The 24,938-nt window shown below is 55.9% G+C and carries 15 protein-coding genes; 3 read left to right on the top strand and 12 right to left on the bottom strand.

Features of this window, described 5'->3' with window-relative positions:
- Positions 1-14: 14 nt before the first annotated feature.
- The 11 genes from SH573x_RS24255 to SH573x_RS24205 form a co-directional block, all read right to left on the bottom strand.
- On the bottom strand, positions 15-2,504 hold the full coding sequence (locus SH573x_RS24255; RefSeq protein ID WP_479350545.1) for a c-type cytochrome: 2,490 nt from the start codon (positions 2,502-2,504) through the stop codon (positions 15-17).
- Positions 2,505-2,880: 376 nt separating this feature from the next.
- Positions 2,881-6,501, bottom strand: coding sequence for a DUF4332 domain-containing protein (locus SH573x_RS24250; protein ID WP_479350543.1), 3,621 nt, complete (start codon positions 6,499-6,501; stop codon positions 2,881-2,883).
- A gap of 441 nt (positions 6,502-6,942) precedes the next feature.
- Positions 6,943-7,161 carry a DUF485 domain-containing protein gene (locus SH573x_RS24245; RefSeq protein ID WP_479350542.1) on the bottom strand — a complete coding sequence of 73 codons (219 nt, stop codon included), beginning with the start codon at positions 7,159-7,161 and terminating at the stop codon, positions 6,943-6,945.
- A 351-nt stretch (positions 7,162-7,512) separates the two neighbouring features.
- Positions 7,513-8,517 (bottom strand): WD40 repeat domain-containing protein, encoded by a 1,005-nt coding sequence (locus tag SH573x_RS24240; protein ID WP_479350541.1) that lies wholly within the window; start codon positions 8,515-8,517, stop codon positions 7,513-7,515.
- A gap of 191 nt (positions 8,518-8,708) precedes the next feature.
- Complete coding sequence (locus SH573x_RS24235) at positions 8,709-9,995, bottom strand: DUF1501 domain-containing protein (protein ID WP_479350539.1); 1,287 nt, start codon at positions 9,993-9,995, stop codon at positions 8,709-8,711.
- A gap of 47 nt (positions 9,996-10,042) precedes the next feature.
- Positions 10,043-13,084 (bottom strand): DUF1549 domain-containing protein, encoded by a 3,042-nt coding sequence (locus SH573x_RS24230; RefSeq protein ID WP_479350537.1) that lies wholly within the window; start codon positions 13,082-13,084, stop codon positions 10,043-10,045.
- A gap of 323 nt (positions 13,085-13,407) precedes the next feature.
- Complete coding sequence (locus SH573x_RS24225) at positions 13,408-14,019, bottom strand: pyroglutamyl-peptidase I (RefSeq protein ID WP_479350535.1); 612 nt, start codon at positions 14,017-14,019, stop codon at positions 13,408-13,410.
- Between the two features lie 42 nt (positions 14,020-14,061).
- Positions 14,062-14,790: a class I SAM-dependent methyltransferase gene (locus SH573x_RS24220; RefSeq protein ID WP_479350533.1), complete on the bottom strand. Its 729-nt coding sequence runs from the start codon at positions 14,788-14,790 to the stop codon at positions 14,062-14,064.
- Positions 14,791-14,799: 9 nt separating this feature from the next.
- Positions 14,800-15,987 (bottom strand): BtaA family protein, encoded by a 1,188-nt coding sequence (locus tag SH573x_RS24215; RefSeq protein ID WP_479350531.1) that lies wholly within the window; start codon positions 15,985-15,987, stop codon positions 14,800-14,802.
- Between the two features lie 1,032 nt (positions 15,988-17,019).
- Positions 17,020-18,081 (bottom strand): mannose-1-phosphate guanylyltransferase, encoded by a 1,062-nt coding sequence (locus SH573x_RS24210; RefSeq protein WP_479356802.1) that lies wholly within the window; start codon positions 18,079-18,081, stop codon positions 17,020-17,022.
- Positions 18,082-18,355: 274 nt separating this feature from the next.
- Complete coding sequence (locus tag SH573x_RS24205) at positions 18,356-19,747, bottom strand: UTP--glucose-1-phosphate uridylyltransferase (protein WP_479350530.1); 1,392 nt, start codon at positions 19,745-19,747, stop codon at positions 18,356-18,358.
- A 273-nt stretch (positions 19,748-20,020) separates the two neighbouring features.
- Here SH573x_RS24205 and pckA point away from each other — a divergent pair, with 273 nt between their 5' ends.
- The 3 genes from pckA to msrQ are packed head-to-tail and all read left to right on the top strand — an operon-like array spanning position 20,021 to position 23,275.
- Positions 20,021-21,601: a phosphoenolpyruvate carboxykinase (ATP) gene (pckA, locus tag SH573x_RS24200; protein ID WP_479350529.1), complete on the top strand. Its 1,581-nt coding sequence runs from the start codon at positions 20,021-20,023 to the stop codon at positions 21,599-21,601.
- Positions 21,602-21,643: 42 nt separating this feature from the next.
- Positions 21,644-22,681: a protein-methionine-sulfoxide reductase catalytic subunit MsrP gene (gene msrP / locus SH573x_RS24195; protein ID WP_479350528.1), complete on the top strand. Its 1,038-nt coding sequence runs from the start codon at positions 21,644-21,646 to the stop codon at positions 22,679-22,681.
- Between the two features lie 18 nt (positions 22,682-22,699).
- Positions 22,700-23,275: a protein-methionine-sulfoxide reductase heme-binding subunit MsrQ gene (gene msrQ / locus SH573x_RS24190; protein WP_479350527.1), complete on the top strand. Its 576-nt coding sequence runs from the start codon at positions 22,700-22,702 to the stop codon at positions 23,273-23,275.
- Between the two features lie 164 nt (positions 23,276-23,439).
- Here msrQ and SH573x_RS24185 read toward each other — a convergent pair whose 3' ends face one another.
- The gene (locus tag SH573x_RS24185; RefSeq protein ID WP_479350526.1) at positions 23,440-24,753 is read right to left on the bottom strand and encodes a hypothetical protein; all 1,314 of its coding nucleotides are present in this window, start codon (positions 24,751-24,753) and stop codon (positions 23,440-23,442) included.
- Between the last annotated feature and the right edge of the window lie 185 nt (positions 24,754-24,938).

Raw genomic sequence — 24,938 nt, 5'->3', positions numbered from 1 at the left:
TAGCCCTGGTGAGGTTACTTATACACGGGGTGTTGGCCGTTACCGCCGCTGCGGAGGTAGGCGACCAAGTCGTTGACTTCTGCGGGCGTTAATGTGTCAACTAGTCCGCCGGGCATCATCGAACTCTTTGATGGCCGCTGCTCGATAACCTCATCGCGCTCGATGTTGGTGAAGTCCCCTGGTGCCAGCATGTTGGTGATCACCATGATGATGTTCTCGTTCATGTTGGCGACGCGACCTTCGACAACTTTGGAGTCCGTCAAGAACTGTGTGGCTGCGTATTGATCGCTGATTTCTTTGTTGGGGTCCACGATCGACACCAATAAATCATGCGGACTGAAGCGACCACCTGCGGCGGTCAAGTCAGGCCCGTGGATACCGCCCTGCCCCGCAAAGCGATGGCACTTGAAACATTGGGCGACGGCAAACAGCTGTCGACCGCGAGCAAAGTCCGGTTTGTCTTTAACGTCCTTGACAGCTTTCTCCAGTTCTTCGACGGTCCACTTCTGAACCACTTTGCGAGGTGCGAGGTCAGATAGCGGATCTTTGGGAGCGGGCAAGTTGCCGGCCAGATCGCCCAACTGCTCTTTGGCTTGGTCATCTAACTTTTTCAAAGCTACAGTACGAATGTTGGCCAAGAAACCGCCGAACGAGGCGCCGCCGCGTTGGCTGGCGGATTCGAAGAACCATTCAAAGTACTGCTTTCGAAGTTCCGGTGTCCAACCTTGCTCAACTTCGCGCAGACAGAACGCGTAGTGAATCTGGTCTTCTTGCGCGCTGGCCGTTCGCAGCTCTTTGACCACGCGGTCCACGATCTTGGGCGCGTTGAGCACGACCAGCACATTGGCCAGCTCACGATTGACCAGAGCATTGCGGGTGGGAAAGTGCTGGTCGAGCTGAGCCAGCAGAGTGCTGCGTTGTTGGTCATTAGCCTTGGCTAAACGCAGAAAGACCAATTCCTCGGCTCGCAACAATTCCAATTGTGTAGCGGGCGCCAGCGATTCGAACTTGATGGCGGCCAGTTTGGCCAGCAGTTGAGGTTGATCAACTTTGGAACCCATACGTGACAGACCAATGGCGGCGGTGATCACCGCTTGAGGTTCGCTGACTTTCAGCGCGGCTTCACGCCACTTTTCAACTGGTTGATGTTCTAAGGCAATGCGAGCCGCAAAGCGAATGGCGCGGTCGGGATTGCCCAGTTGCGCAATGGAGGGTGCGATGGCTGCATCGGTTTGCTGGCCATGGAATGCTTCTAGTTCATGTCGCAACTTGCGAGCTGCCACTGCTTCGGTAGGTTCGCTTACTTGAACCGGAGCGGTTGATTCATTGCCAGTGTAACGCAAGCGGTACAGGGCGGAGAGTGTCTTGCGACCACCCACGGCAAAGTACACGTTGCCTTCGGTCGGATGAACAACCAAGTCCGTCACGGCCATGGGTGAAGCCGTGACCATGGCTTCGTGAGTGCCAGTGTATGATGAACCATCGGGCTTCATAAACACGGAATAGATGGTGCCAAAACTCCAATCGCAGATCAGTAGCGCTTGTTGATATTTGGCTGGGAATTTCGTGCCGGTCCCAAATGTGATGCCCGTAGGTGAACCAGGGCCAATGTTATCGACCGCACCAAAGCTATCGGGATAATAGTCGGGCCATTTACCCGTGCCGTTGCGCCAGCCGAATTCTGCGCCACTAATCACATGGTTGATGCGAGTTGGACGATACCAAGGTGTACCGACATCCCACTCCATGTCAGCGTCGTAGGTGAACAGTTCGCCTTGCGGATTGAACGCGATGTCGTATTCATTGCGGAATCCAGTGGCGACCAGTTCAAGGTTGCTGCAATCGCGATCCATACGGCAGATCCAACCGCCTGGCGCTAGCCGATCAGCCATGAATCCGCGTCCATCGGGCATACGGCCCACGATGTGATCTTCGGACCAATGGCGCGGCACGACCGACTTGGCAATTTGGGCTGGTAAGTCCGCTTGATTCCCGGCACACATGTAAATCTTGCCATCTGGTCCAGGGATGATGGCGTGCACGCCATGTTCGCCCGTGCCCTTGATCGGCAAGATGTGTTCGATCTTGTCGTATTGATCGTTGTTGTCCGTATCGGTCAAACGATAAAGGCCCGGGCCACTGGGGCCATCGGCATTTACATTAATCAGCAGCGTATTATCGAAGGCGTACATGCCCTGAGCCATGCCGATATCGATTTGCAGCGGTTCGATCTTGTCAGGTTTGGCAGTGGGGTCTTGGCTGAGCCACACGCGATAAAGTTTGCCGTACTGATCCGAGGCGAGCAGTCGACCTTTGGGATCGATGCACAGCGCCACCCACGAGCCTTGCTCTTTGAATGGAACTTGATAGACCAGATCGACGGTGAAGCCAGGCGGAGTTTTAAAAGTGCCAGCGGCTGCGGTTTGTGCATCAGCGGAGCTCTGCAGAGAGAGCAACGATGCCAGCGCCGTCCAAACAATTCGACGAAGATACTTCAGGTGCATTGCGAATGGTATCCAGGCAAGCAATGGGGTGGGACAATCGCACGCCAGTTATGCGTGCGAGAATAGGAACCTTTATTATAGTCCAGCTGCACCCCAAGAGATTCGAGATCCGGCCAGTGGATCTCGAATTATAAAATCGTCAAAGAAGCGGAATGCCTCAGGCAATTTCCCCGTAGCGGAATGCGTCAAGCATTTCGAGGCAACCGGTAGCGGAATGCGTCAAGCATTTCGAGGCAGTGGTAGCATCCGTTTCGAAAGCCTCGACGGCTTCAGCTACGGGAAGTGCTTCCAGAGCCTTGACGGCTTCCGCTACGAATTTCCGCTACGAATTTCCGCTACGAATTTCCGCTACGAATTTTCCGAAATTGGTTTCTGGCTAGGCGGCTAGCAGGTTGCGGCTTTGGCCGGCCCAAGTGATCCACTGTTTGATTTCTTCTAAATCAGGGGATGCACTCCCGCGCAGGACTCGCTGGCCTTGAGTGCTCGAGGCAAACGTGTTGGTCTGAGCCAAAAGAGCCGTGGGTTCCATGCGGCACAGAGCCTCGGGAGTGGTCACTCCGCAGGCCACCAATATTTGCGCGTCGTGCCCACGCAAGTTGGGGATACGGCACACCAGGCGTGACTGATCTTGCCAGGCTCGGATGATAGCGGCGGTGACTCGCGGTTGGCCGAGGTCTTGAGCCAGTTCATCTGCGTCGGCATTGAGCAAGTCACCAACGGTGACGATGCCCACCTCACTTAGCGATTGGGCCATGCGGTCTCCAATGCTGGGAGCATCGACGACTGGGCTGGACAGCTCCAGATAAAATCGCAGTCGTTGACCGTTGCTGGACTCGCGTGGGGAGTTGGAACTGCGCGGAGTTCGTTCGCGTCGCTCGGATCGTTCGGATCCATTGGCACTGCGGACAGGTCGATTGCGAGATTCGCGGCGGCGTGCGCTTCGCGACTCGGAATCACCGTGGTGATCTTCGTCTCGCTCGACAATGTGATAGGTAGGCACTTCTTGATGTGCATTGTCGGCTCGCTGGACGACAGTTCGTCGTGCACGCGGTCGCGCATCGACATCGAATGCCGATGACTGGTTGGCTTGATCGGATCCAGGACGATGACCACGCTTGGCGGAGGCAATCCACGAGGTTAGTCGCGAGAGTTCGTAGGGGCTGCCACTGCGCATGATGCGTTTGCCGCGTTCAGTCGCCAGGAAGTTTTCGACGCGTTCGTGCAAACGAGCTGGATCCATCTCGGAGAGTTGACGATGATCACGCACTCCGGCACCGGCTAGCACGCGGGCATCAAATGGTCGCAGTTGAGGCATCGCGCACAATAAACGGCATTCGTTTTGCCAGGCTTGCACAATATCGGTGGATACACCAGGTAATGACGCCGAGCCAGCTAGCCAGGCGGCATCGACGTCCAGGAGGTCACCTACGCGCTGAATCCCCAAACTACGCAATCGAGCCGTTTCGATAGGACCGAGCGAAGGTACTTCGCTGATCTCTGAACGCTCGGTTAATACCCAGCGCTGCTTCTTGGCTTCGGGACGAACTGTGGGCGGAGTCCACTCGGGTTCTTGCCACTTGTCGCTTTCAAAATCATTAGCGTATGCAGTTAACAAGCGATTGAGGTCTTGCCCTGGCCGTGAAGTGTTGGGTTGTTCTACGGCGCGTGAGACCACAATGGGAAGAATATTGCCATGCACAGACTTGACGGCACTGATGAAATCGTTGTCATCCGTCAGGGCAATGATTTGGGCACGACTGGCTTGTGCATGACCGGTCAGGTAACGTACTGCAGTTAGCGCACGTGGGCCTTCCAGCCCATCCAGCGTTTCATCGAGAACCAGTGGAATTTCATGGCCTCGAGCAGATAGCAAATCGACGATTGCCAGACGTAGAGCAACTTCTTCCAGTCTGGCTAGACGTACATCGGGCGTGCCCACGGTGTCGCGGCCTGCTACGTAATGGCCACGCACTGGTTCGTATCGACCATAACGATCCAGCGTGCTGGCTTCCTGATAACCGGGTTCCAACGGTCGGAAACTGCCGTTGAGGTTGCCATTCTGTCCGGACTGCGCGTAACCATTCGAACTGGCACCGAGCTGTGGGCCATAGGCACCATTCAAATCGCTGCGTTCGTAGCTGTACTGAGACGCATTATAGGCATCGCGGCGCAGTTGATCGCGGAACATGTGTTGACCAGCTCGATTCACAGGCATACCCGTCAGTCCGGCCAGGTGCCTGAGGTAACGACCTTTCAACGACTGCGTGTCTTCAACTTCGTGAGGCAATCGTTCCAGACGTCGACGCACGTCGGTCAAATCCACTCGCAAGCGATCGCGAGTTTCCAGACGCAACAGCTCTTCATTGACGCTGTCCAGATCGCGGAGCACTTCAGCTTCGCCGGGATCATAGCCGCCACCGACCAGGGGCATGACGCCAAGGCGACGCATGCGGCCTTCGCAGTCTTGCCGATCGCGAGTAATCATTTCCAAGCGAGCCAACGATTGACTGCGACGGTTCTCTAAATCGGTTAGTTCGTCTACGTAGCTGATGCCTAGAGCTGAACGTTCGGTCAAATGCGAACCAGTATCGGCCCCGACCGAAATGGCTGACAGCCAATTATCCAGATGAGGATGATCGGCACAGCGGCAATGGTCACTATACGCGATCGTTACTTGATCAACCGACAAGTGACAAGCGTTGGCAATCGTGCGGAGTAGCTCGCCGCGTTCTGCGATCAGTCGTTCAATCGATTGTCGCATCTCGGTTTCGCAGCGCGACAACTGCAGGATCTGATCCTTCATAGCGCGGTTGGTCGTCAACGATTCATGCCGCGATAGTTGCTGGCAAACTTCGTGCAACTCGCGTTGCATCAGCCGCAAAGTTTGAGGCAGTTCGTGCCGAGCATCATGGCGACTGTGATCGATGCCATCGACCAGCATATCGAAATGACGGCGGGCTTCGACGATTTGCGCTTCGAGCGAGCGCAGAGCCAATCGTGGGGTAGCTTGGTTGACTGGCGTGAACTGCTCGCCTAATTGACCATCCAACTGCGCATCGGTAGCCGCCGATTCCAGGCGTTCGCGATGAGCGCGGATTTCGGTGAGCGTATTTCGCCAGCGGGCCAGTTGCGCGTCGAGCGAAAGTAGTCGATCGCGATAGGTCTGGCGATGCGTATCTGTGGCATGTCCATCGCGACGCCGAGCAATGGCTGCATCCAGTTCGGCGATTTCATCACGCAACTTTTGAATGTCACGATCCAAGGCGGCCATGCGATCAGCCAGGCGATGATGGTCATCTGTAGCCGGCGCATAATGTTTACCGCTGGATTGACGGCGTAGTCGATCCAGATCCGCTTCCAGTTGACGGCGACGCGCCAGCAGGCCTTCACGCGTGGCCCCGATGCCATCGAGCGGCCCCAGTTGCGCAAGTAATTCCTGCTCACGCGACAGGAGTGTCTGTCGTTGTTCGGTTTGCGGAGTCAAAGCAGACTCGTCCAGCCGCATGTGTCGGGCAAGATCCCACAAGCGTTGAGTCGCCTGGCTATCGGATCGGATGCTGGCTAGTCGGTCAAACGCTTCGCGTTGGACTGCCGAGAGCAGTTCACCCTGAGGCACCGCTCCCAAGCGGGCTTGCAGCGAAGTCCAATTATCTTCGAAGTTGGTTGGCGTTTGAGCATTCCAGGCTTGTGTGGCCCGGCGCAGCACTTTGCTGTCGGTGCGACCGGCAGCATGTTGACGTTCGAGTTGATATTCGCCGGTGCCCAGTAGCAGGTTCAAGCGGCCACTGGCCAGCGCCGGATGCGCAGGAGTCGCATGCGGGGGTGCGTGATAATCGGCTGGATTGCCGGGCTGGATAATGCCACGCAGCCAAGCCAACAGCGAGCTTTTGCCCGAACCGCGGCGACCACAAACAGCATTCAAACCAGCGCTCAGCTCACCGACTTGCGTACGGTCGGCAGAGCCCAATTGATTGACTTCCATGCTCACGAATTGCATGACTGGGCACCTCCTTGGCCTGTCTAAGTAACTTGCGTATCTTCACGCACCTGGGTCGGGGGAAGAGTTTAACACAGCTGGCACTGTGCGACCAAGAGCAGTTTTTTCCGACGTAACCGAAGTCGACCGACTTTGGATAGCTTTCCCTGTAGCCGAAGTCGCCAGACTTTGGAAAACCACCGAAGAAAACCACCGAAGGTCTGTCCCCGCGCGTATGGGTGACGCTAGCAAAAAGACCAGGGGTGTGTCCCCGCGCTCGCGCACTCGAGATCGGGGACAGACGTGGGTGTGACAGACTCGAGAGAGCGCGGGTGGAGCGGCTGGGGGACAGACGCTGTACGAGCGCGGGGGCTGTCCCCGCGCGCACGTTATCGTGCAATGCAAGCAAGTCAGAGCGGCAGGGGATAGAAGCTCTACAGAGGGGCAGCGATAAATGATTCGCTAACGGCTTAGCGAGCCGTACAGAATGGCTAACAAAAACGCTAGCACGATAAGGAAGAAACCGTACACGACGGCCAAGTTCAATCCGCCGAAAACTTGCAACTCCAGCAGGCTGGACGCAAAAGCACTCACCAGCACGAATACGACATAGAACGCCAAATACACAGCAAACAAAACTAGACCGAGACGCGTTGCCGAAGTTTTGTCGCTGCTATTCATGCCAGGTATCAAAGAAAAGTACCAGTAACCAAGAATAGGCGCTGACCGCAATTCGCGACCAGCGCCAAGAGGTTCACAGGAGGTTATTTCTTGCGATGGCGAATGCGGGCTCGCATGCGTCGTTTCTTGCGACCAATCTTTCGACGACCTTTGCCAGTCTTCTTTACTCCCACGAGCCCTGCCTCCGAACGAACAGTTGTTAGGTTGTGTTGACGTTATATTGTGCGAAGCCCCATAGAGTACCATGGCCCCAAAATCCCGGCAAGGGCAAGTGGGGTATGCGAAAGCCTTGACGGCTTCCGCTACCACGATTCAACGAAAGCCTTGATGGCTTCCGCTACGGGGAATTGTCTAGGCGACTGCGATCGAGGTTACGCGGAGGTGGTGGTCTGAATGGGCAGTGGCGACCCGGGCAGTTGGCAGGTGCAGATCCATGTCGCGAGCCAGCGCGGGTAACTGGAATCGGTGAATCTCTTTGTCTTGCTGGTCATTGAAGAACAGCAAAATACCCCCACTACTGCCGCCGGTCACGCCCATAATCGTTCCGTCAGGCAAGCTTTGCAAACGCCAGATGACCCCGCCAGGAATACCATCGCACGCATGCGATTTGAGCAACTTGCCATCGGCCATGTCAAATCTCAACACGAGAGGTTCATGTACGGCTCCCAGTGGATTGGTAGCCTTGTGCAATCCGCCCGCACACAACTGAGCACCATTGGGCGTCAGGGCCAGTCCGCGCACGCCACCAAAGTCGACGCGCTGACCGCCCTCATACGTGTGCAAAGGCTTGGCATCGAAGCTGCGTTCAAGTTGCTTGGTTTCCAAGTTCCACAAATTCAGTTTGCCAACCAGATCGCCCGTTAGCAAATGTTTGCCATCGGGATGAAACAGCACACTGTAGATGTGCCGTTCGTGGCCCGGCAGTTCCGCAACCTTCTCGCCAGTCGCATTGGCCCACACCCGAACCACCGCATCGTTGCCCACCGAAGCGATCAAACTGCCATCGGGACTACGATCGATCGCGCGAATCCAGCCCGTGTGCGCTTGAACCGTGCGCTTCGGTTTCGGCTCGGCGTCGAGAATATTCCACCACGCCAATGTGCCTTCACAGCCACCCGAGACCAACTCTTGTCCATCGGCTGAAAATTGCAGCGCATGCACCCAGCTCTCATGACCTTTAAACGCAATCCGACCTCCGGTGGCCAAGTCCCAGCGTTGCAGTTGATAATCTTCGCTGCTGGTGACAGCGATCAAACCCGTCGGACTAATGCGCACCGCCAACAAGGGGCGATCGTAAGTCCAATCTCCAATGACTTTGGCTTGCTTGATGTCGATAGCGGGTTGTTGGGGAAACATGCAGATTTTCTTTCAGGTCAATGTCATGGCTTAGCGGAAGCCGTCAGGGCTTTCAATCTTTCGGGCAGCATTTGTCTCGAAATGCTTGACGCATTCCGCTACGTGGACATTTGTCTCGAAATGCTTGACGCATTCCGGTACGTTGGAAAGTTCCATCGAAATGCTTGACGCATTCCGCTACGTTGCCTTTGTTACGCCAAGACTTTCCAGATGGGCTGGCTGGCTGGATCCGCCAATGGCAACTCGCGGCCGTCGACCATGAGAGATTGCGTCGAATCGACCCCCACGGCTTGCAGGTATGTGTGGAAGAGTCCACCGTGATCCACCTGACCATCGACCACTTCAGTGCCTTCCGCGTTGGTCGCTCCGAAGGCTGCCCCACGCGCAACCTTGGCTCCGCCCATGACAACTGTCCAGGCTTTCGACCAGTGATCGCGGCCATAGTATAAGTTGATATTCGGTGTGCGACCAAATTCGCTGAGCACCACCACCAACGTTTGATCGAGCAGCCCTAACGTGTGGAGGTCGGACACCAACGTCGCAAATGGCTTGTCGAACTCACCGAGCTGTTCGAGATGGAAATTGAAGTTCTCGTTGTGCGTGTCGTAGTTGGAGTGCGTTACTTGAACGAACGAGACGCCATTGGACAGCAGGCGTCGCGCTAGTAAACACTGACGACCAAAGTCGGTCTTGCCGTAGCGATCTTGGTCGCTCTCCGACTCTTTGTTGACGTCAAACACATCGCGGCGTTCCATGAGGCGCAGGGCTTGATCGTAGCTATGCGTGTACGCATCGGTCACCGCGGTGCGACCGCGGGAGAGGAATTCACTATTGATGCGTTCTCGAAAGGTATGCCGACGCTTCTCGACATCGTCAGCCATGCCGTCAGGCTTGGCCGAATAAAGCGGCGGCTTTTGGCCGTCGAGTCCGATGCTGTTGTAACGTGGCCCCAGGTAGGCTGACTCATTGCCGCGCCCGCCACCAGCGCCTGGGGTGATGACGATATGCCCAGGTAGAGTTTGCGACTGGTTGGCCAACATCTTGGCCGTAACGGATCCGATTTGTGGGTAGTCGGCGGCAGCCGTTTGACGGCGACCGGTCAACATCATGTAAGCGCCCTTGCCGTGATCATCTTCAGAAGTATTCACGCCGCGCATCAAACACAAGTGATGCATTTGCTGTGCGGTGTAAGGCAATAGTTCGCTAATGTGAATACCGGGGACACTGGTGGGAATAGCTCGACATGGTCCACCGGTTTTAGTGCTGGGTTTTGGATCCCAGCTTTCCAATTGGCTCAAGCCGCCATGCATATTGAAGACCAGCACGCGTTTGTCTTGAGCTTTCATCTCATCGGCGGCCAGACCGCGCGTCAGCCATCCCAGGCTGCCGACAACCGTGGTACCGGCCAGCGCGCCTAAAAAACCTCGGCGGCGGAAGGAATGTTCTCGAGTTCCACAGGCATAAGTTGCACGTTGCATTTCGTTATGAACCTCAGCGAATCCTACGGTTTGACTAGCGATTGAAACTAGCGATAGAAACGAAACTCGACGCCGGTTAAGGTGGCCCAAACCAATTCTTGGCAAACCGCTGCGCGGGCATCCCCGGCAGCAGTCAGTTGTTCGGAAACAAAGGCAACTTCGCTGGGCTGCGGATCGCGGGCCAGCAGGATGTTGTACAACTCGGCCGCAGCCGCCGCGTTGTCTTTCTGGGAGATCATCCGTGCAGTAACGTTTTGACCATTAGGGCCTGACCATGGAAAGACCGCGCCGCCATTGGCCATGTAGAGAGCTTGATCGGGCGAAGCAAAATACTCGTCCGCCGTTTGACCAACTCCCGATGCATACAGGCTGGCAAAGATGTCGATGTTGCCGCGCAATTTGTCCCACGCCCCGCGCACCGCTTGCTGTTGACGCTTGGCCACGGTGGCCGCATCGGCACCTTCAGGCAGCGGTGAACTCTTCTGCAACTCAGCCAGTTCCACATTGACATAGTTATCAAAAATACCGGTGACGCGCAAAATGCTTTGACCGAGTTGCTCAGGCGATAGAGGCCGAGTAGCCCCGATGGCCACTTGCACTTGTTGCTCATGCATCACTGTTTGCCAGGCATCGCGCGCTTGGCTGATCGATTCATTCAGGCCGGCGATTTGCGTGGCCAGTTCAGCCTGTTTGGTGGTGATGATGTTCTGCTGCGCGGTCAGCGCCTGGCCGGCGGCCGCCTGGTTTGATTGTAGCGCGGCCAGGTTGGTCGTGGCGGTCACGACTGCTTGTTCGTTTTGTGCGATGGTCGTGGCCAGACCCGCAGTGGCCGCGGTCTTGGCGGCGAGTGTTTCATTGATCGCAGCGCTGGCGGCTTTCAAAGGATCAGGCGTGCTGACTAACACAGTTGTCTTGTCCAGTTGAGCCAAGGCTTCGCGCAGCTGAGCCAACTCGGCTTCATGCGAGATTAGCGCTTGTTTGGCTGCCGCCAATGTTGTGTTGGCGTCGGCCATTTGTTGATTGCCAGCGGTCAATGCATCGGCAGCCTGTTTCGCTTGCGCTTCCAAGCCCGGCAGCTTGCCCTGTTCGGCAACTAGTTGCGACTCAACGGTACTTCGCTGGCCAGCTTGATTGCGAGCTGCGGCGATTGTCTGGACCATCGCCAGGCAATGATCGCAGCGATCGATCTGTTGAGTCAGTCGGGCCGTGAGCGAGCGCTGAACGGCCCAGGCCTGGCGAACTGCAGTGTAACTGGTATCGACCACAGCCAAAGCCTTTTGTTGCACATCCAGGGCGGCAGCCATTTCCATGACTTTGGACCGCGGTGCCTCCACTGCCGCCAGCGCCGCATCCGCCGCAGCTTTGGCATCGGCAGCGCCCTTTTCCAAGGCGGGCAACTCAGCTCGCGCGGCATCAGCCTTGGCCTTGGAAGTCGTGATCGCAGCAGTTAACTCCGCATCGGCCCCACCGGCTGATAAACCGATGGCTTGCTGCAACTTGGCAGCAGCCTCGTCGATCAGGGCTATGCGGCTGTTGGCATCCTGGTGTTTCTTGGCAGCCACCTGATGAGCAGCTGCGGCGTCATCACTTTTCTTCTTGACGTCGTTGAAAGCTGCCTCGGCCTTGTCCAATTCGGAGCGAGCTGTATTGCGAGCCGTTTGTGCTTCGCGCCAAGCAATACCGACCTTTTCGAATTCTTGATCACTGGCCTTTTCGGCTTCATTGGCTTGGGTTAACTCGGCATTGAGCGCATCTTTGCGGCTGGTGGCTACGGTCGCCAGTTCCGCCAACTCCGAAGCCCCTGCATCGATGGGCGCGGTCATCGCAATTGGCCAGGGTTGAAACTCAGCCTCAGCCCCGCGGCCATAGGCGCTTGTGAGTACCAATTCTTTCAGCAGTCGATCGTAGTCAAACTGCATATCGATCAAAGCGCTGGTTAGATGGTCAAGCAATTCCGGATTGGACGGCGGATTATCTGCATGATGCATGTCCAGCGGATGAACCAGTCCTCGACCAAAGGCGATGGCCCAAATGCGATTGGCAAAGTTGCGTGCCAATGGCCGCGTGTGCTGGCTGGTCAACTGCTCGGCCAGCAGCGCTCGTCGACTTTGCACGGGCCGTTTCGGTGCACCAACATAGGCTGTGGGTTGCGGCTCAGGCTGAATACGCGCGTCCGGTGCCAAGTAGGTCTCGAAGATCTCGGTACTCACGGGCAATCGCGGACCGGTACGCAGGGCAACACCCTTTTCAAATACAGACTCAAAGGGCGCGTCGGCACCGGGGCGTTCGATATACAGTTGCGATTTGACCTCGGCACCTTTGTCGTCTTTAGTGCTGCCTTCGATCATGGAACTGGCCGACACAAAAGCAAACATGCCTTGATAATCGACTTGCCGATACTCAGCCACTAGTGGATGATCGTGACACTGATTGCACTGCATGTCTCGCCCCAACATGACACGCGAAAGATCGCGCGTGATCAAGTGAGGATCGCCCGTGCGTTCCAAAAAGAAACGCAAGGCAGGCCGCTGGCTGTTGTCCCACCAATTGGCCGTCAGAATCTGATTGACCAGCGTATGCAAAGGCGTTTTGGCTTCGACACTATCACGCAACCACTTCAGCCATGCATTGCGATCGACCTGCGCAAACGGCCGTCGCTGCATCAATGTTTTATCCAGCCAGTCAACCAGGTGCTCTTGGTGCAAGGGATCAGCCATAAAGCGATCGACCCATGCAGCGCGTCTATTGGGATCCGCGTCCGCCTTGAAAGCAGCGAATTCTTCTGCCGTCGGTACCACTCCGCGCAGGTCGAGTGATAGGCGACGCAAAAACAAACTGTCGGGAGCGGGAAGTGCCGACAAATGCGGCAGCTCGGTCACGATCAATCGATCGATTGCCGCATGCAGCGGTTCGGCAACCGGCTGTGCGGCCGGAGCTGGCGTGGGTTCAGCGGCCACAGCTGCCGGAGCAGGTGTGGTTGTAGCCGGACTGACTGCTTCGGGGCCTTGCGCAAACAGGTTGGAGTGAGTACCAACCAGGCACAACGCTACCATCACGGTATTCAGGCGTCGGCGGACGAGTCGATCCATAATGGCTCGATCCTTTTTTACTGGCGGGCGTGGCAGGAAGGCTGCGGTTACCGTGTCCTTGGTGACACCGACGGCCTCTATTGCTAGGTGGGAATTAAGGCAGGAAAGCTAAAGTATGCGTGCGCGAAGATGAAATTGCAACAAGGCATGAGTCGGCATACTTATTTTGGGGGCGGATCGCTAGTCAGCAAAATGCGTTTAGCGGTTTGAACAATCCGTAGCGGAATGCGTCAAGCATTTCGAAGTCTGAGCCGTAGCGGAATGCGTCAAGCATTTCGAAGTCTGACAGGTAAACCGAAAGCCTTGACGGCTTCCGCTACAGTTTAGGCGATGTCGTCTTCGGGGCTCATGTCGTCCAGGATAATGCCGATGGCTTTGGCCATGGTTTCCACTGGCAGAGCTGGCAGGGACTGGCTGGCCTTCTCGCTGGCTTGCTGCAGAGTTAGTGGCAGGTGAATGAAGCCCACGGGGATCGAACGCTCGGAATGCGCGACCCAGTGATGCGACATATACATGATTGCATTGCACAAATATGTACCAGCATGATACGAGATCTGCGTCGGAATCGACTGCTCGCGCAATTTGTGGCACCAGCGATCCAGGGGCATGCGCGTGCGATAAGCTTCTGGTCCATCGCTGACTAGCTTGTCGAGCGCTTCGCCACCTTGGGCAATGGAGCCACCGGCGTTGACGGCGAGCGATTCGAGGCGGATAGCGGTCGAGCCCGGCGCTTGTCCCAAATGCAGGACCGCGTCAAAGCCCTGGCTGAGGTCTTTATAGAGAGCCGAGCGCATGCGTTCAAAGTCGACTGGATAGCGGCGGGTGACCAAGGAACCATTGGTCGGTCGCTCTCGCAGCAGTTCGACTAGTGCCAGCCAACTGGCGTTGGTCGTCCATTGGTCGTAGGGTTCGAACGCAGATAGCAGTACGCGCATAGCAGCAGCCGCAGGTCGCTTTAGGCTGCGCCCGAAGTTGGGTCAGCGCTTGCGACCGATGAATTGGTAATAAGGAGTGCGAATCAATGGAACATAGGGTACTTTGGATCGGGCCTCCTTGCACCAAATTTGTTCGAAATGTGATCGCAAAAATGGCAAGTGATCAGGCGAGGGGAACACGTTGTCACTGGCAAACCACACGGGCCAGAAACTGCGCGTGAACCAGGAATGCTTGGCGGTGTCACCGCTGACATGTTTGCGCGAGACATAAAAATCGACCACGCCAATAACGCCACCGGGCTTGAGCATCCGCAGAGCGTTTTCGACGGCGGCAAACCAATCGGGAATCATGGTCAGCGAATACGAAAAAGTGACCACATCGACTTGGCCTTCGGGCGGTTGCCAGGTGGTGGCATCTGCCTCGATGGCATCAACGTGTTGCCAGTTGTTTTTGAGAAAACGCCGGCGGGCCACGTCCAGCAGCGAAGACGCCAGATCGACCACGTACGCGCGTTTCAACTGGGGCACGCGATCATGAATGAACTCGAGATTCGAGCCGGTGCCGCCACCCAGGTCGACCCAGATTCCTTGCTGCGGTAGCTCGATTTGTCGATACAACTCTTCGCGACCATGCAGCAGGCGTTTACGAAAGTCATCGTAGGCATCGGCTTGCCCCGAATAAAAATTCTCCATCCGCTCAGCGTGGCTCTTACCACGTACTGGTCGCAGCACCAGGTGATACAGGATTCGCAAGTCTGACAATAACGACATGCTGTTCCCTTAGGCAGCCAGGTGGGCAATGTAAAAGCTGCCGTAGGTATGCACGCGATCCAGCTCATGCAATTGCGTGGCTAGATCGGTGTTATAGGTCAGCAATTCCGGCAAACGCCGCGGGACGCCATCGACCAACACATTCACATTGTCGATGAACTCAGTCCGCAATCCGCCACTACGCCACAGAACGCGTGCCCCAGGCGCGGCGCGTTTGAGGATGGCTTGCCACTCCGATTCCAACAGCGGGAAGAAGTGGTCCGACAACCAGTCCATGTGGTCGAGCAACACGAATCGCGAGATTTGCTGGTCGGTCTTGGTCAAAAAACCTTCCACACTGTCGGTATGTACCGAAACATTGGCGACTTGATTCTGCTTGAGAGCCTGAAAATTGTCGGGCTTCAGATATTCGGGGCAACAGGTCGGGCTGTATTTGCCCGTGATATACACGCGCCAAAAGTAGTTGTCGCGGATCGGCAGTTTGGCAAATACCGCTTCCATCGAGTCTTCGATGAATCGCAAGATACCGCCCGGGTACTGCGTTTCGATTTGGCGACGCTGGGCCTTGGGTACTCCCAGCATCGAGAGCGTCGTGTCGCGGTTCATCGCAAAACGCAAACTTCGTCGCCAAAAGCGATCGCGGATCTGTTCGTAGATGCGGGATTGTTCTTCGACGGTTTGGGCATTCATTAGTTCGTTGATCTCGGGCCGAACTCGGGCGACGCGATCAATATAGAAGTTGATCCCGCGGGCAAAACTGCCCGATGTGCCCCTGAAGTAAAAGCTGCGTTTGGGACTGTCGAAGAACTTGATCCACCGGTCCCAATAGCTCTGAGCCCAAGTCGAAATCGAATTGCGAAGTGTTCTTTGGTACAACTCGGCGGCGCGCGGATGATATCCGTCACCAAACAGCTTGTAATAGTCTTCGTATTGCAGGAGTCGAATACCGGCGATCTTTAGCTCTAAAAGGGCATTCTGACGCGGATTCATATCGACCGCATGCACGTGTCCGGCACCTGCAATCGCATAGTCCAGCGCATTGCAACCAGCCGAGGTAATAACCAACACGCGGTCTTGCTGGGTCAGTTCCAGCGCCTGACGGTCAAGCCGAGGGTCTTCCCAGCAAGTGTTGTAGACGAGATTGTTGCCATGGACGAATTTAAAGACGCGTCCGCTAATCCAATTGCTTAACGACATACGACCAAAGCGATCCCAAGGGTGAGCGTAAAGAGTTTTCGGCCCTTAATCGTACTGGCAAGGCACCCCGTAGGATAGGCCCGAATCGTTTAACCCGTAGCCGAAGGAGGCAAGGCTATCGAAGTCGTGGTCTCTGCGGGGCCGAGGTTCCGTCTTAAGCACGTTGATGCTCAGGTAAACGCAGCGATTGGCTAGCAGGTGCACCTCGCCTGACGGCTAATCGTTTAACCCGTCGCCGCAGGCAAGGCAATCGAAGTCGTGGTCTCTGCGGGGCCGAGGTTCCGTCTTAAGCACGTTGACGCTCAGGTAAACGCAGCGATTGGCTAGCAGGTGCACCTCGCCTGACGGCTAATCGTTTAACCCGTCGCCGCAGGCAAGGCAATCGAAGTCGTGGTCTCTGCGGGGCCGAGGTTCCGTCTTAAGCACGTTGACGCTCAGGTAAACGCAGCGATTGGCTAGCAGGTTCACCTCGCCTGACGGCTAATCGTTTAACCCGTCGCCGCAGGCAAGGCAATCGAAGTCGTGGTCTCTGCGGGGCCGAGGTTCCGTCTTAAGCACGTTGACGCTCAGGTAAACGCAGCGATTGGCTAGCAGGTGCACCTCGCCTGACGGCTAATCGTTTAACCCGTCGCCGCAGGCAAGGCAATCGAAGTCGTGGTCTCTGCGGGGCCGAGGTTCCGTCTTAAGCACGTTGATGCTCAGGTAAACGCAGCGATTGGCTAGCAGGTGCATCTCGCCTGACGGCTAATCGTTTAACCCGTCGCCGCAGGCAAGGCAATCGAAGTCGTGGTCTTTGCGGGGCCGAGGTTCCGTCTTAAGCACGTTGACGCTCAGGTAAACGCAGCGATTGGCTAGCAGGTGCACCTCGCCTGACGGCTAATCGTTTAACCCGTCGCCGCAGGCAAAGCAATCGAAGTCGTGGTCTCTGCGGGGCCGAGGTTCCGTCTTAAGCACGTTGATGCTCAGGTAAACGCAGCGATTGGCTAGCAGGTGCACCTCGCCTGACGGCTACGGGTTAAACGAGATGTTCGGCTACAGGTATTTGTCCCAGCCGCGGGCTTGGAGTTGCTTGACGACTTCGCGGACACGTTCTTCTTCGTTTTTGGGAGCTACCAAGGTGGCGTTGGGTGTGTGCACGACGATCGTGTCTTGCATGCCGATGGTCACGATCAGGTGTTCAGCGTCGCCATAGACAATCATGCGTTGACTTTCGATGGGCAAAAATTTGCCTTGCACGCAGTTGCCTTGTTCATCCGGTGCGGTCAAGCGGCCGATGGCTTGCCAACTTCCGACGTCATCCCAAGTAAACGGTACTTCGATGACCGCTACATCGTCATAACGTTCCATGACTGCGTAGTCGATGGACTTGCCAGCGATCTGTTCGAATTCTTTTTGCAACGTAAAAGCGAAACGCGGCGTACCAACCGAAGCGGCAATTGCGTCGATGTGTTGCATCATGGCCGGTTCGAACTGACGCAAGGCGGTCATAATCGTCTGAGCCCGCCACATGAAAATGCCGCTGTTCCAGTAGTACGTGCCAGCTTGCAAATACTGCTCGGCCGTATGCCGGTCGGGCTTTTCGCGGAATGAAGCGACACCAAAAGCGGCGCCAGCCTGCGAATCCTTCAGCGACTGACCACGCTGAATGTAGCCGAACGACTCGGCGGCATAGGTGGGGCGAATGCCAAAGGTGACGATGCGATCGGGCGATTGTTCGATCAAACGCATACCATTGCGCATGCAGTCTTGAAACTGTTGTTGCGTCTTGATGACGTGATCGGCTGGCAAAACCAACATGATCCCGTTGGGGTCAGCGTTTAGGATCAGGCTGGCAGCCAACCCGATGCAAGCGGCCGTGTCGCGCTTCATCGGTTCGCCGATAACCTGCTCCGGTGGCACATCCGGAAGTTGCTGGCGCACGGGATCGACCAATTGTTTATTGGTCATGATGAGGGTGTGTTCGGGCGAGACCAGCCCGGCCAGACGCGTAAAGGTCGATTGAAGCATGGTTTCACTTCCAACCATGCGCAAAAGCTGTTTGGGATAGTCGACCCGGCTTGCAGGCCAAAATCGCGTACCAGAGCCGCCCGCCATGATAACCGCGTGTAACACTACAAACTCTCCGCTGACGAAATTCGCATGAACCCTATATTAAAACTTAAGCATCGGCATTGTAGGTTAGGCAAATGAGTGCCACTATCGGACCGGCCCCATCCACCGGCCTTCGCCAAGGAATCTTTAGTGTGCCCACCACGTACTTGTCACAGCCTCGCAATCCGTGTCGCCAGCTCGCATCGGAGCTTTAGCTGCCTGTAAAGGCAATCGAGGGTGTGCTTGTTCGCATTCAGCAGAATCGCAATTCGCCAACTCACATCAAGAAGGTATCGGTAGTGATATGCAAATCACCGCTAATTTTTTCTTGAACCTCGTTCTCGTCCACGGCCCAGCCGGGATGAATTTCGACTCGGATACCTTCGTCGATCCGCACGCCGACTGCTTCCAGCCACTCGCGATGCAATCGCAAGATGGCTTCTTTGGCAAGCTGTGGAGTATCGACCGCTGCTCCGTCCGCATTCTTAACCGGAGCAAAGACGCGGCTGGCATCCGATTCGACCACCAAGGCATTTTTTGCCAGCGGCAACAAGTCAAACACAAAGCGTTCAAACTTGGTCGCATTGGGCTCGGCAGGCGCAACTATCTGGCCAGACTGATCGACGTAAGGCACTTTCTTCAAAGCCCGATGGAAAGGCAAGCCACTGCCTGACTGCGAAACTCGCTCGAGAAAACTTCGATCAAAAACATGGATAGCGATATTGCCGGCCCAAAGTCTCAAAGCGCCATCGGGCGACTTATGTTCCGCCACATCGTCTGGTAAATCGCTGTATTCAATTATCTGGACCTTGCCTTCGATGCTGACCACGTTGCCAACTTTTTCTTTGGCAAAGCGTTTGCGAACAACTTGCGTGGTCAGTTCGCTCTTGGCCAGCAGGTGATAGCCAATCAGCAGCGGATCGCAGACTTCGGCTAGCGGATTGTCGATTTGCGCGTAATAAAACAGCTCGATTCCGCGCTTTTGGGCGTCGGCCAGCGAGCCGGATTTGCTGAGGGCAGTCACGATTCCGCCATGGCCATCGGGACTAAGGGCTACTTCGTCTTTGGCAGCCAACAGCACCTTGCCGGTTTGCGAATCGACCGCTGGCATTTGGCCTTGGCAAAAGAAGTGCAACTGGTCTGGCTTCAGTCCACAGCGATTTTCGCGTGCAAAATACTCGCGAGTCTCTTCGTCGGTGGCGGGGCTGGTCATGATGTACAGCGGAATATCGGCACCGTAGCGCCGACCCATGGCCACCAAGCGATCGCAGAGCATCTGAAACAGCGTGCGACCGCTGACCGGTCCGATCGGAAACATGCCTTTGGGCAAATCGAAACCCAATCGCGTGCCCTGACCACCGGCCACCAAGAGCATGGCGACCTTGCCGGCTCGTAGCGCCTCTTGGCCGGCCGCGCGGGCTGCTTCGGCCGAGTATCTCGCATCGGGTTGATCGCGACGCACCGCTGGTGGAGCCATCGCCACTCGCGACAACGCCTGCCAATCCACGGCCTTGTCGTGTCCTGCCACCAATTGATCGAGCTGGGTAAAGTCGATGGCTGCGATCTGTTGTTCCAAACGCTGGAGTTGAGCGGGCGAAAGCTCTTGGGCGAAACGCAGCAGTTGCGTCTGGCCAACCTGGTTCAACCGGGACATTAGGGAGTCCGACATGCTCGATCCTTAGTGCGCGATTCAATGGGACATTGCGGTTCTTTGACACACAAGACCAGCGGTCCAACAGGAGCCGGTTGTGCGAGTAACAGTGTATTCAAGCTAGAACGGTTCGCGAAAGGCGTACCAAAAGCCGTATCTTATAATTATGTGGCTTGCTATCAAAGTTGTTGCGTGTGGGTAGCTGGCGAATGCTGGCTGGTGCGCTAAAATGATGCCTTCCAATTTTGGAGGCGGTTTGAGCGTTTTGGCATTCACGGATTTTGAGGCAGCATGGTCAGCGATTTTGATTTGAAGCCTTGGGGCATAACCGTCAAGGACGTTGTTCGCAACGCCACACCAGCGCGACTGTACGAACATGCCATCATTGGGCACGACGCCGTTATTGCGTCCAGCGGTGCGCTGGCAACACGCAGCGGCGATAAAACCGGTCGAAGTCCGAAAGACAAACGCATCGTCGAAGCCCCCGATACGGCAGGCGACATTTGGTGGGGTGACGTCAACATTCGCATGACCGAACGTTCGTTCATGATCAATCGCCAGCGGGCCCGCGATTACTTGAATACCAAGTCGCAGCTGTTCGTCACCGATGGCTACGCGGGCTGGGATCCGCGCCATCAACTCAAGATCCGCGTGATTTGCACCAGCGCGTACCATGCTCTGTTTATGCAGAACATGCTCATTCGCCCCACCGACGCGCAGCTGGCCGATTTTGATCAGCCTGACTATGTGATCTATAACGCCGGTTATTTTCCAGCCAATCCCTACACGGCTCAAATGACCAGTACCACCAGCGTGGACCTGAGCTTTGAAGAGCGCGAGTTCGTGATCCTGGGTACGCAGTACGCCGGCGAGATGAAGAAGGGCGTCTTCACCATCATGAACTACTTGATGCCCAAACGAGGCGTACTCTCGATGCATTGTTCCAGCAACGAAGGCGATACGGGTGATGTTTCACTGTTCTTCGGGCTCTCGGGCACCGGCAAGACCACCCTGTCGGCCGATCCCAGTCGCAAACTAATTGGCGATGACGAACATTGCTGGTCGGATGAGGGCGTATTCAATATCGAAGGCGGTTGTTATGCCAAAGTAATCAACCTCAGCCAGCAGAGCGAACCTGAGATCTACGCGGCCATTCGTTTCGGAGCAGTGCTGGAAAACGTGGTGTACGATGATTCAACGCATCATGTGAAATATGATGACGCTTCGATCACTGAAAATACACGTGTGGCTTATCCGATCGAATTCATCCCACGCGCCAAACTGCCTTGCGTGGGCGGACATCCCAGCAACATTATCTTTCTGACCTGCGATGCGTTCGGAGTATTGCCGCCGGTTAGCCGCCTAACACCCGAAGCCGCCATGTATCACTTCATCAGCGGGTACACGGCCAAAGTGGCTGGCACGGAAATGGGAGTCAACGAACCGTCGGCCACCTTCTCCGCCTGTTTCGGCGCTGCGTTCCTGGTTTGGCACCCCACCAAATATGCCGAACTGTTAGCCGAGAAGATCAAGAAACACGATACCAAAGTCTGGTTGCTCAATACGGGTTGGACCGGCGGCGCTTATGGCACCGGCAAACGCATGTCGCTCTCGGTAACGCGCGCGATCATCGATGCGATTCATTCGGGTGAACTGGCCAAGCAGGCCTTTGTGCGCGATCCCACCTTCGGCTTCGACGTTCCGCAAACTTGTCCCCACGTGAATTCGCAAATCCTGCACCCACGCTCTACTTGGAGCTCAGGGGAACTGTACGATCAAGCTGCCCAGAAGTTGGCTGAGCTTTTTCGTCAAAACTTCAAAAAGTTCGAAGCCCAATGTTCCTCGGATATACTATCGGCTCAGCCTAAGTAAACTGCAGTGCAACTAAAAACCGATTTTGAAATTCTGTAAGTGATGGAGCCGCTGCCAAAGATCGATCCTGCGGAAGTCACGCCCAAGAGCGTGTATTTCAATCGTCGTCAGATCATGCGCGCCGCTGGGGCGGTCGGCAGCGTGGCTGCGACGGCAGGTCTTTACCGGGCGTTCAATCCAATCACGCCGGCCGCCCCGCAGACCCCACCTCTCCAAAGGGCACCAGACAGCGACCAATCTCAAAACCAAACCGGTGAACCTGACCCCGAGGGAACTGTTAAAAAATTAACAGATGATGAGTTGATCGAGCGAGGTTTTTTGGTTCGTGATGAGCAGACGCCTGAGCGGTATATCACCAACTACAACAACTTCTACGAATTCACGACGAGCAAAGAAGGTGTGGCAGCGGCGGCAGCTGACTTCAGAACTGCGGGCTGGTCGATCCAGGTCGGTGGACTGGTTGATAAACCGGCCAACTTTACGATTGACCAGTTGCACGTCCTGTCCGCGCCGCAAGAACGCATTTATCGCATGCGGTGTGTTGAGGCCTGGTCGATGGTCATTCCGTGGTTAGGCGTGCCGCTGCACCACTTGTTAGAAGCCGTATCGCCTCAGGCAAGTGCCAAGTACGTGGCTTTTGAAACGTTGATGGATCCGCAGCGCATGCCCGGCCAGCGAAGTCCTATCCTCCAGTGGCCATATGTCGAGGGCCTGCGCTTGGACGAAGCCATGCATCCGCTAACCTTCTTGGCCACGGGGCTCTATCGTCAAACCTTGCCCAACCAAGATGGAGCACCAGTGCGTTTGGTGGTGCCATGGAAATACGGTTTCAAAGGCATCAAGTCGATCGTGCGTATTTCGCTAGTGGCCGATGAGCCGCCGACCAGTTGGAATCGATTTGCAGCGAACGAATACGGTTTCTATGCCAACGTAAATCCCGAAGTGGATCATCCGCGCTGGAGCCAGGCAACCGAATTGCGCATTGGCGAGAATCGCCGCCGACCTACGCTGATGTTTAATGGCTATCAGCCTCAAGTTGCTCACCTATACGACGGCTTGGATTTGCGTCGTTTCTTTTGAAGGTTGGGAAAAGCCCGCGTGAATCAAGTTCAATTCTGTCGCTGGCTCGTGATCATCAACGGCGCTGTTCCGTTGGCTATGTTGGTTTGGGATTGGACGAGAGGCAATTTGGGTGCCAATCCAACGTCCAGCGCTCTGCATGTTACCGGTATGTCGTCGCTTGTTTTCTTGCTGTTGTCGTTGACGATTACCCCGCTGAAGTCATGGACCGGTTGGGGAGGTTGGATTGCGTTTCGGCGAGCGCTGGGTTTGTATGGCTTTTTCTACGCGCTGATGCATGTTGCCATCTATGTGACGCTAGATCGCAGCCTGAACTTGTCGAGCACCTGGCATGAACTGGCCACCAGGCGTTACTTGCAAGTGGGCGGGACTGCGGTGTTATTGATGGTACCATTGGCCGTCACTTCCACTAATAACATGCTTAAGCGGATGGGAGCGAAACGCTGGAAGAAGCTGCATCGCCTGGCTTATGTCGTGGCCATCTTGGGCGTGATACATTTCTATATGCTGGTTAAATCCGATGTCCGCGAGCCGTTAATCTACGCTGCGTGCCTGACCGGATTGTTAGGAGCCAGACTAATCCGTAGGCGTTAGCCTCGGTCTTTGGAGTGCTGTGGCGTTAGCCACAGCTTTGATGTGATAACCAACTGTACCGCAGCCAGCACCAATGGTCATGGACGTTGCCGCGTGCGTGCAGGCTGCGGCGCAGTCAACGCATAAATCAAAGCGGTGCCTCGGGCATTGCACTCCAAGGAGCGTTAGTTCACCGGTTGCAGGCGCACTGGCGGCGCGGGTTTGGGTTTTTCGGGCAGCACGCTGACGATGATGTCGGCAGCGTCGCCTGACGAGGGACGCAGAACCTGGTCTTGCGGACCAGTGAGACTGACGATGCGAAAGTGGTATTCACCTGCTTGATCAACTTCTACGCGACATGGGCTCTGGCAATCTGGATCATTGCCCCAATACGACCAAGTCTGTCCTTGGTCGACGCTGCACCAGAGTTCAACGGACACAACGGAACTCGGTGCACGATTGTCGAACTGGTAGCCCAACGTCAAACGCCGCGATTGGCTCTCCACGCGCGGCGCTCTGGCAACGCTGACAACTTCGGGTGCGTTCAGTTCCAGTGCAGAGGTGCTGGCAGGGGCACTGGCAACTACGGCGGTAGGTTCGACCGGAGGAGTTAATTCAATCGGCGCAGATGTGGGCTGGCTATCGGTGGTTGAGGGCCGAGTGTAGCCGGTTAGATGCATCGATGGTCGGCTGACTGGAGCGGCTAGCGTTACAGTGGACCAGTCGCTGGGCTCAATCTGCAGCGCGTCCCGGGCAGGTGCTTGAGGGCTATCGACCTTTGGCGTCTCTTCATGCGCCGGCAGCAACTCTGAATTCTCGGGGGCCTCGGGATGACGGTAGCGGTGCGAGTAGCTCTGGCGATTTCCAGCCAGGTCGACAGCCGATAAACGCAGTTCAAAACTCTCACACCTCTGCAGCGGTGCTATCGCTTGCAGGTTCAACGTATGGAGCTGTTGTGCCACGCTAGTAGGCTGCAACTGAATGAATAGCGGTTGTCGGTTGGTGCGGAGTTCCAGCAGTATAGTGTTCGAATCAAGATTTCGATCTTGGAGAGAGCACTCAATGAATAGACCGGTGTCTGGTTGCCAATCGCATGTCAGATTCAGTTTGGGTGGAGTGCGATCGACAATCAGTTTCATCATCGAACGGCTAACGGCTGCGGCTCGGGCGTCGCGAGCTTGCACCTTGACCAAGAACTCACCCTCGTCGGCTTGTGTAACCTGAAACCCGTTTTCAGCTGGTGCTGCAGTCTGATGAACTTGCCAGGTTCGCCCCGAATCTCGCGAGACTAGCAAGTCTAAACTTTCGGGGCAGCGTCCATCGGGACTGACGCGAAACGGAATCCGAAAGGTACCTTGGGTGTAGTGAGTTACAGCCGCTGCCGCGCCTTCTGCGGCTTCGATACGAGCCCAGGCACTCATGGCCCCGCCAACAGCCAGGAGACCAGCTAACAGTTTACCCACTTTCGTGCGTTGGCTTCCGAGTCTGCTTGCGTCCATGCTTCATCACCGAAGGCGTAATGCTGGTAATCGTCACCTGTTCGCCAAATGACACCTACGCTTTTTTCGGCATAACACTGCCAATAGGCAAGTCAATCGCTACGGTCAGCCAACAGGCTGACGTTTCAACCAGCGAGCAAAAGTAACAACCGTCACGGCTTGCCAAAACGAGCAATCTGCTAAAG

It is taken from the genome of Rania fehmarnensis (assembly GCF_056494185.1).
The sequence above is the reverse complement of the archived record's forward strand: the minus strand, read 5'-3'. Positions and strand labels throughout refer to the sequence as shown.

What these genes read in the sequence shown, in the direction of transcription:
- SH573x_RS24205 (WP_479350530.1), bottom strand. Translation starts at nt 19,747, where the DNA reads ATGTCGGACTCCCTAATGTCCCGGTTGAACCAGGTTGGCCAGACGCAA.
- SH573x_RS24250 (WP_479350543.1), bottom strand. Translation starts at nt 6,501, where the DNA reads ATGCAATTCGTGAGCATGGAAGTCAATCAATTGGGCTCTGCCGACCGT.
- SH573x_RS24225 (WP_479350535.1), bottom strand. Translation starts at nt 14,019, where the DNA reads ATGCGCGTACTGCTATCTGCGTTCGAACCCTACGACCAATGGACGACC.
- SH573x_RS24215 (WP_479350531.1), bottom strand. Translation starts at nt 15,987, where the DNA reads ATGTCGTTAAGCAATTGGATTAGCGGACGCGTCTTTAAATTCGTCCAT.
- SH573x_RS24240 (WP_479350541.1), bottom strand. Translation starts at nt 8,517, where the DNA reads ATGTTTCCCCAACAACCCGCTATCGACATCAAGCAAGCCAAAGTCATT.
- SH573x_RS24245 (WP_479350542.1), bottom strand. Translation starts at nt 7,161, where the DNA reads ATGAATAGCAGCGACAAAACTTCGGCAACGCGTCTCGGTCTAGTTTTG.
- SH573x_RS24185 (WP_479350526.1), bottom strand. Translation starts at nt 24,753, where the DNA reads ATGGACGCAAGCAGACTCGGAAGCCAACGCACGAAAGTGGGTAAACTG.
- SH573x_RS24235 (WP_479350539.1), bottom strand. Translation starts at nt 9,995, where the DNA reads ATGCAACGTGCAACTTATGCCTGTGGAACTCGAGAACATTCCTTCCGC.
- SH573x_RS24255 (WP_479350545.1), bottom strand. Translation starts at nt 2,504, where the DNA reads ATGCACCTGAAGTATCTTCGTCGAATTGTTTGGACGGCGCTGGCATCG.
- SH573x_RS24210 (WP_479356802.1), bottom strand. Translation starts at nt 18,081, where the DNA reads ATGGCGGGCGGCTCTGGTACGCGATTTTGGCCTGCAAGCCGGGTCGAC.
- pckA (WP_479350529.1), top strand. Translation starts at nt 20,021, where the DNA reads ATGGTCAGCGATTTTGATTTGAAGCCTTGGGGCATAACCGTCAAGGAC.
- SH573x_RS24220 (WP_479350533.1), bottom strand. Translation starts at nt 14,790, where the DNA reads ATGTCGTTATTGTCAGACTTGCGAATCCTGTATCACCTGGTGCTGCGA.
- SH573x_RS24230 (WP_479350537.1), bottom strand. Translation starts at nt 13,084, where the DNA reads ATGGATCGACTCGTCCGCCGACGCCTGAATACCGTGATGGTAGCGTTG.
- msrP (WP_479350528.1), top strand. Translation starts at nt 21,644, where the DNA reads ATGGAGCCGCTGCCAAAGATCGATCCTGCGGAAGTCACGCCCAAGAGC.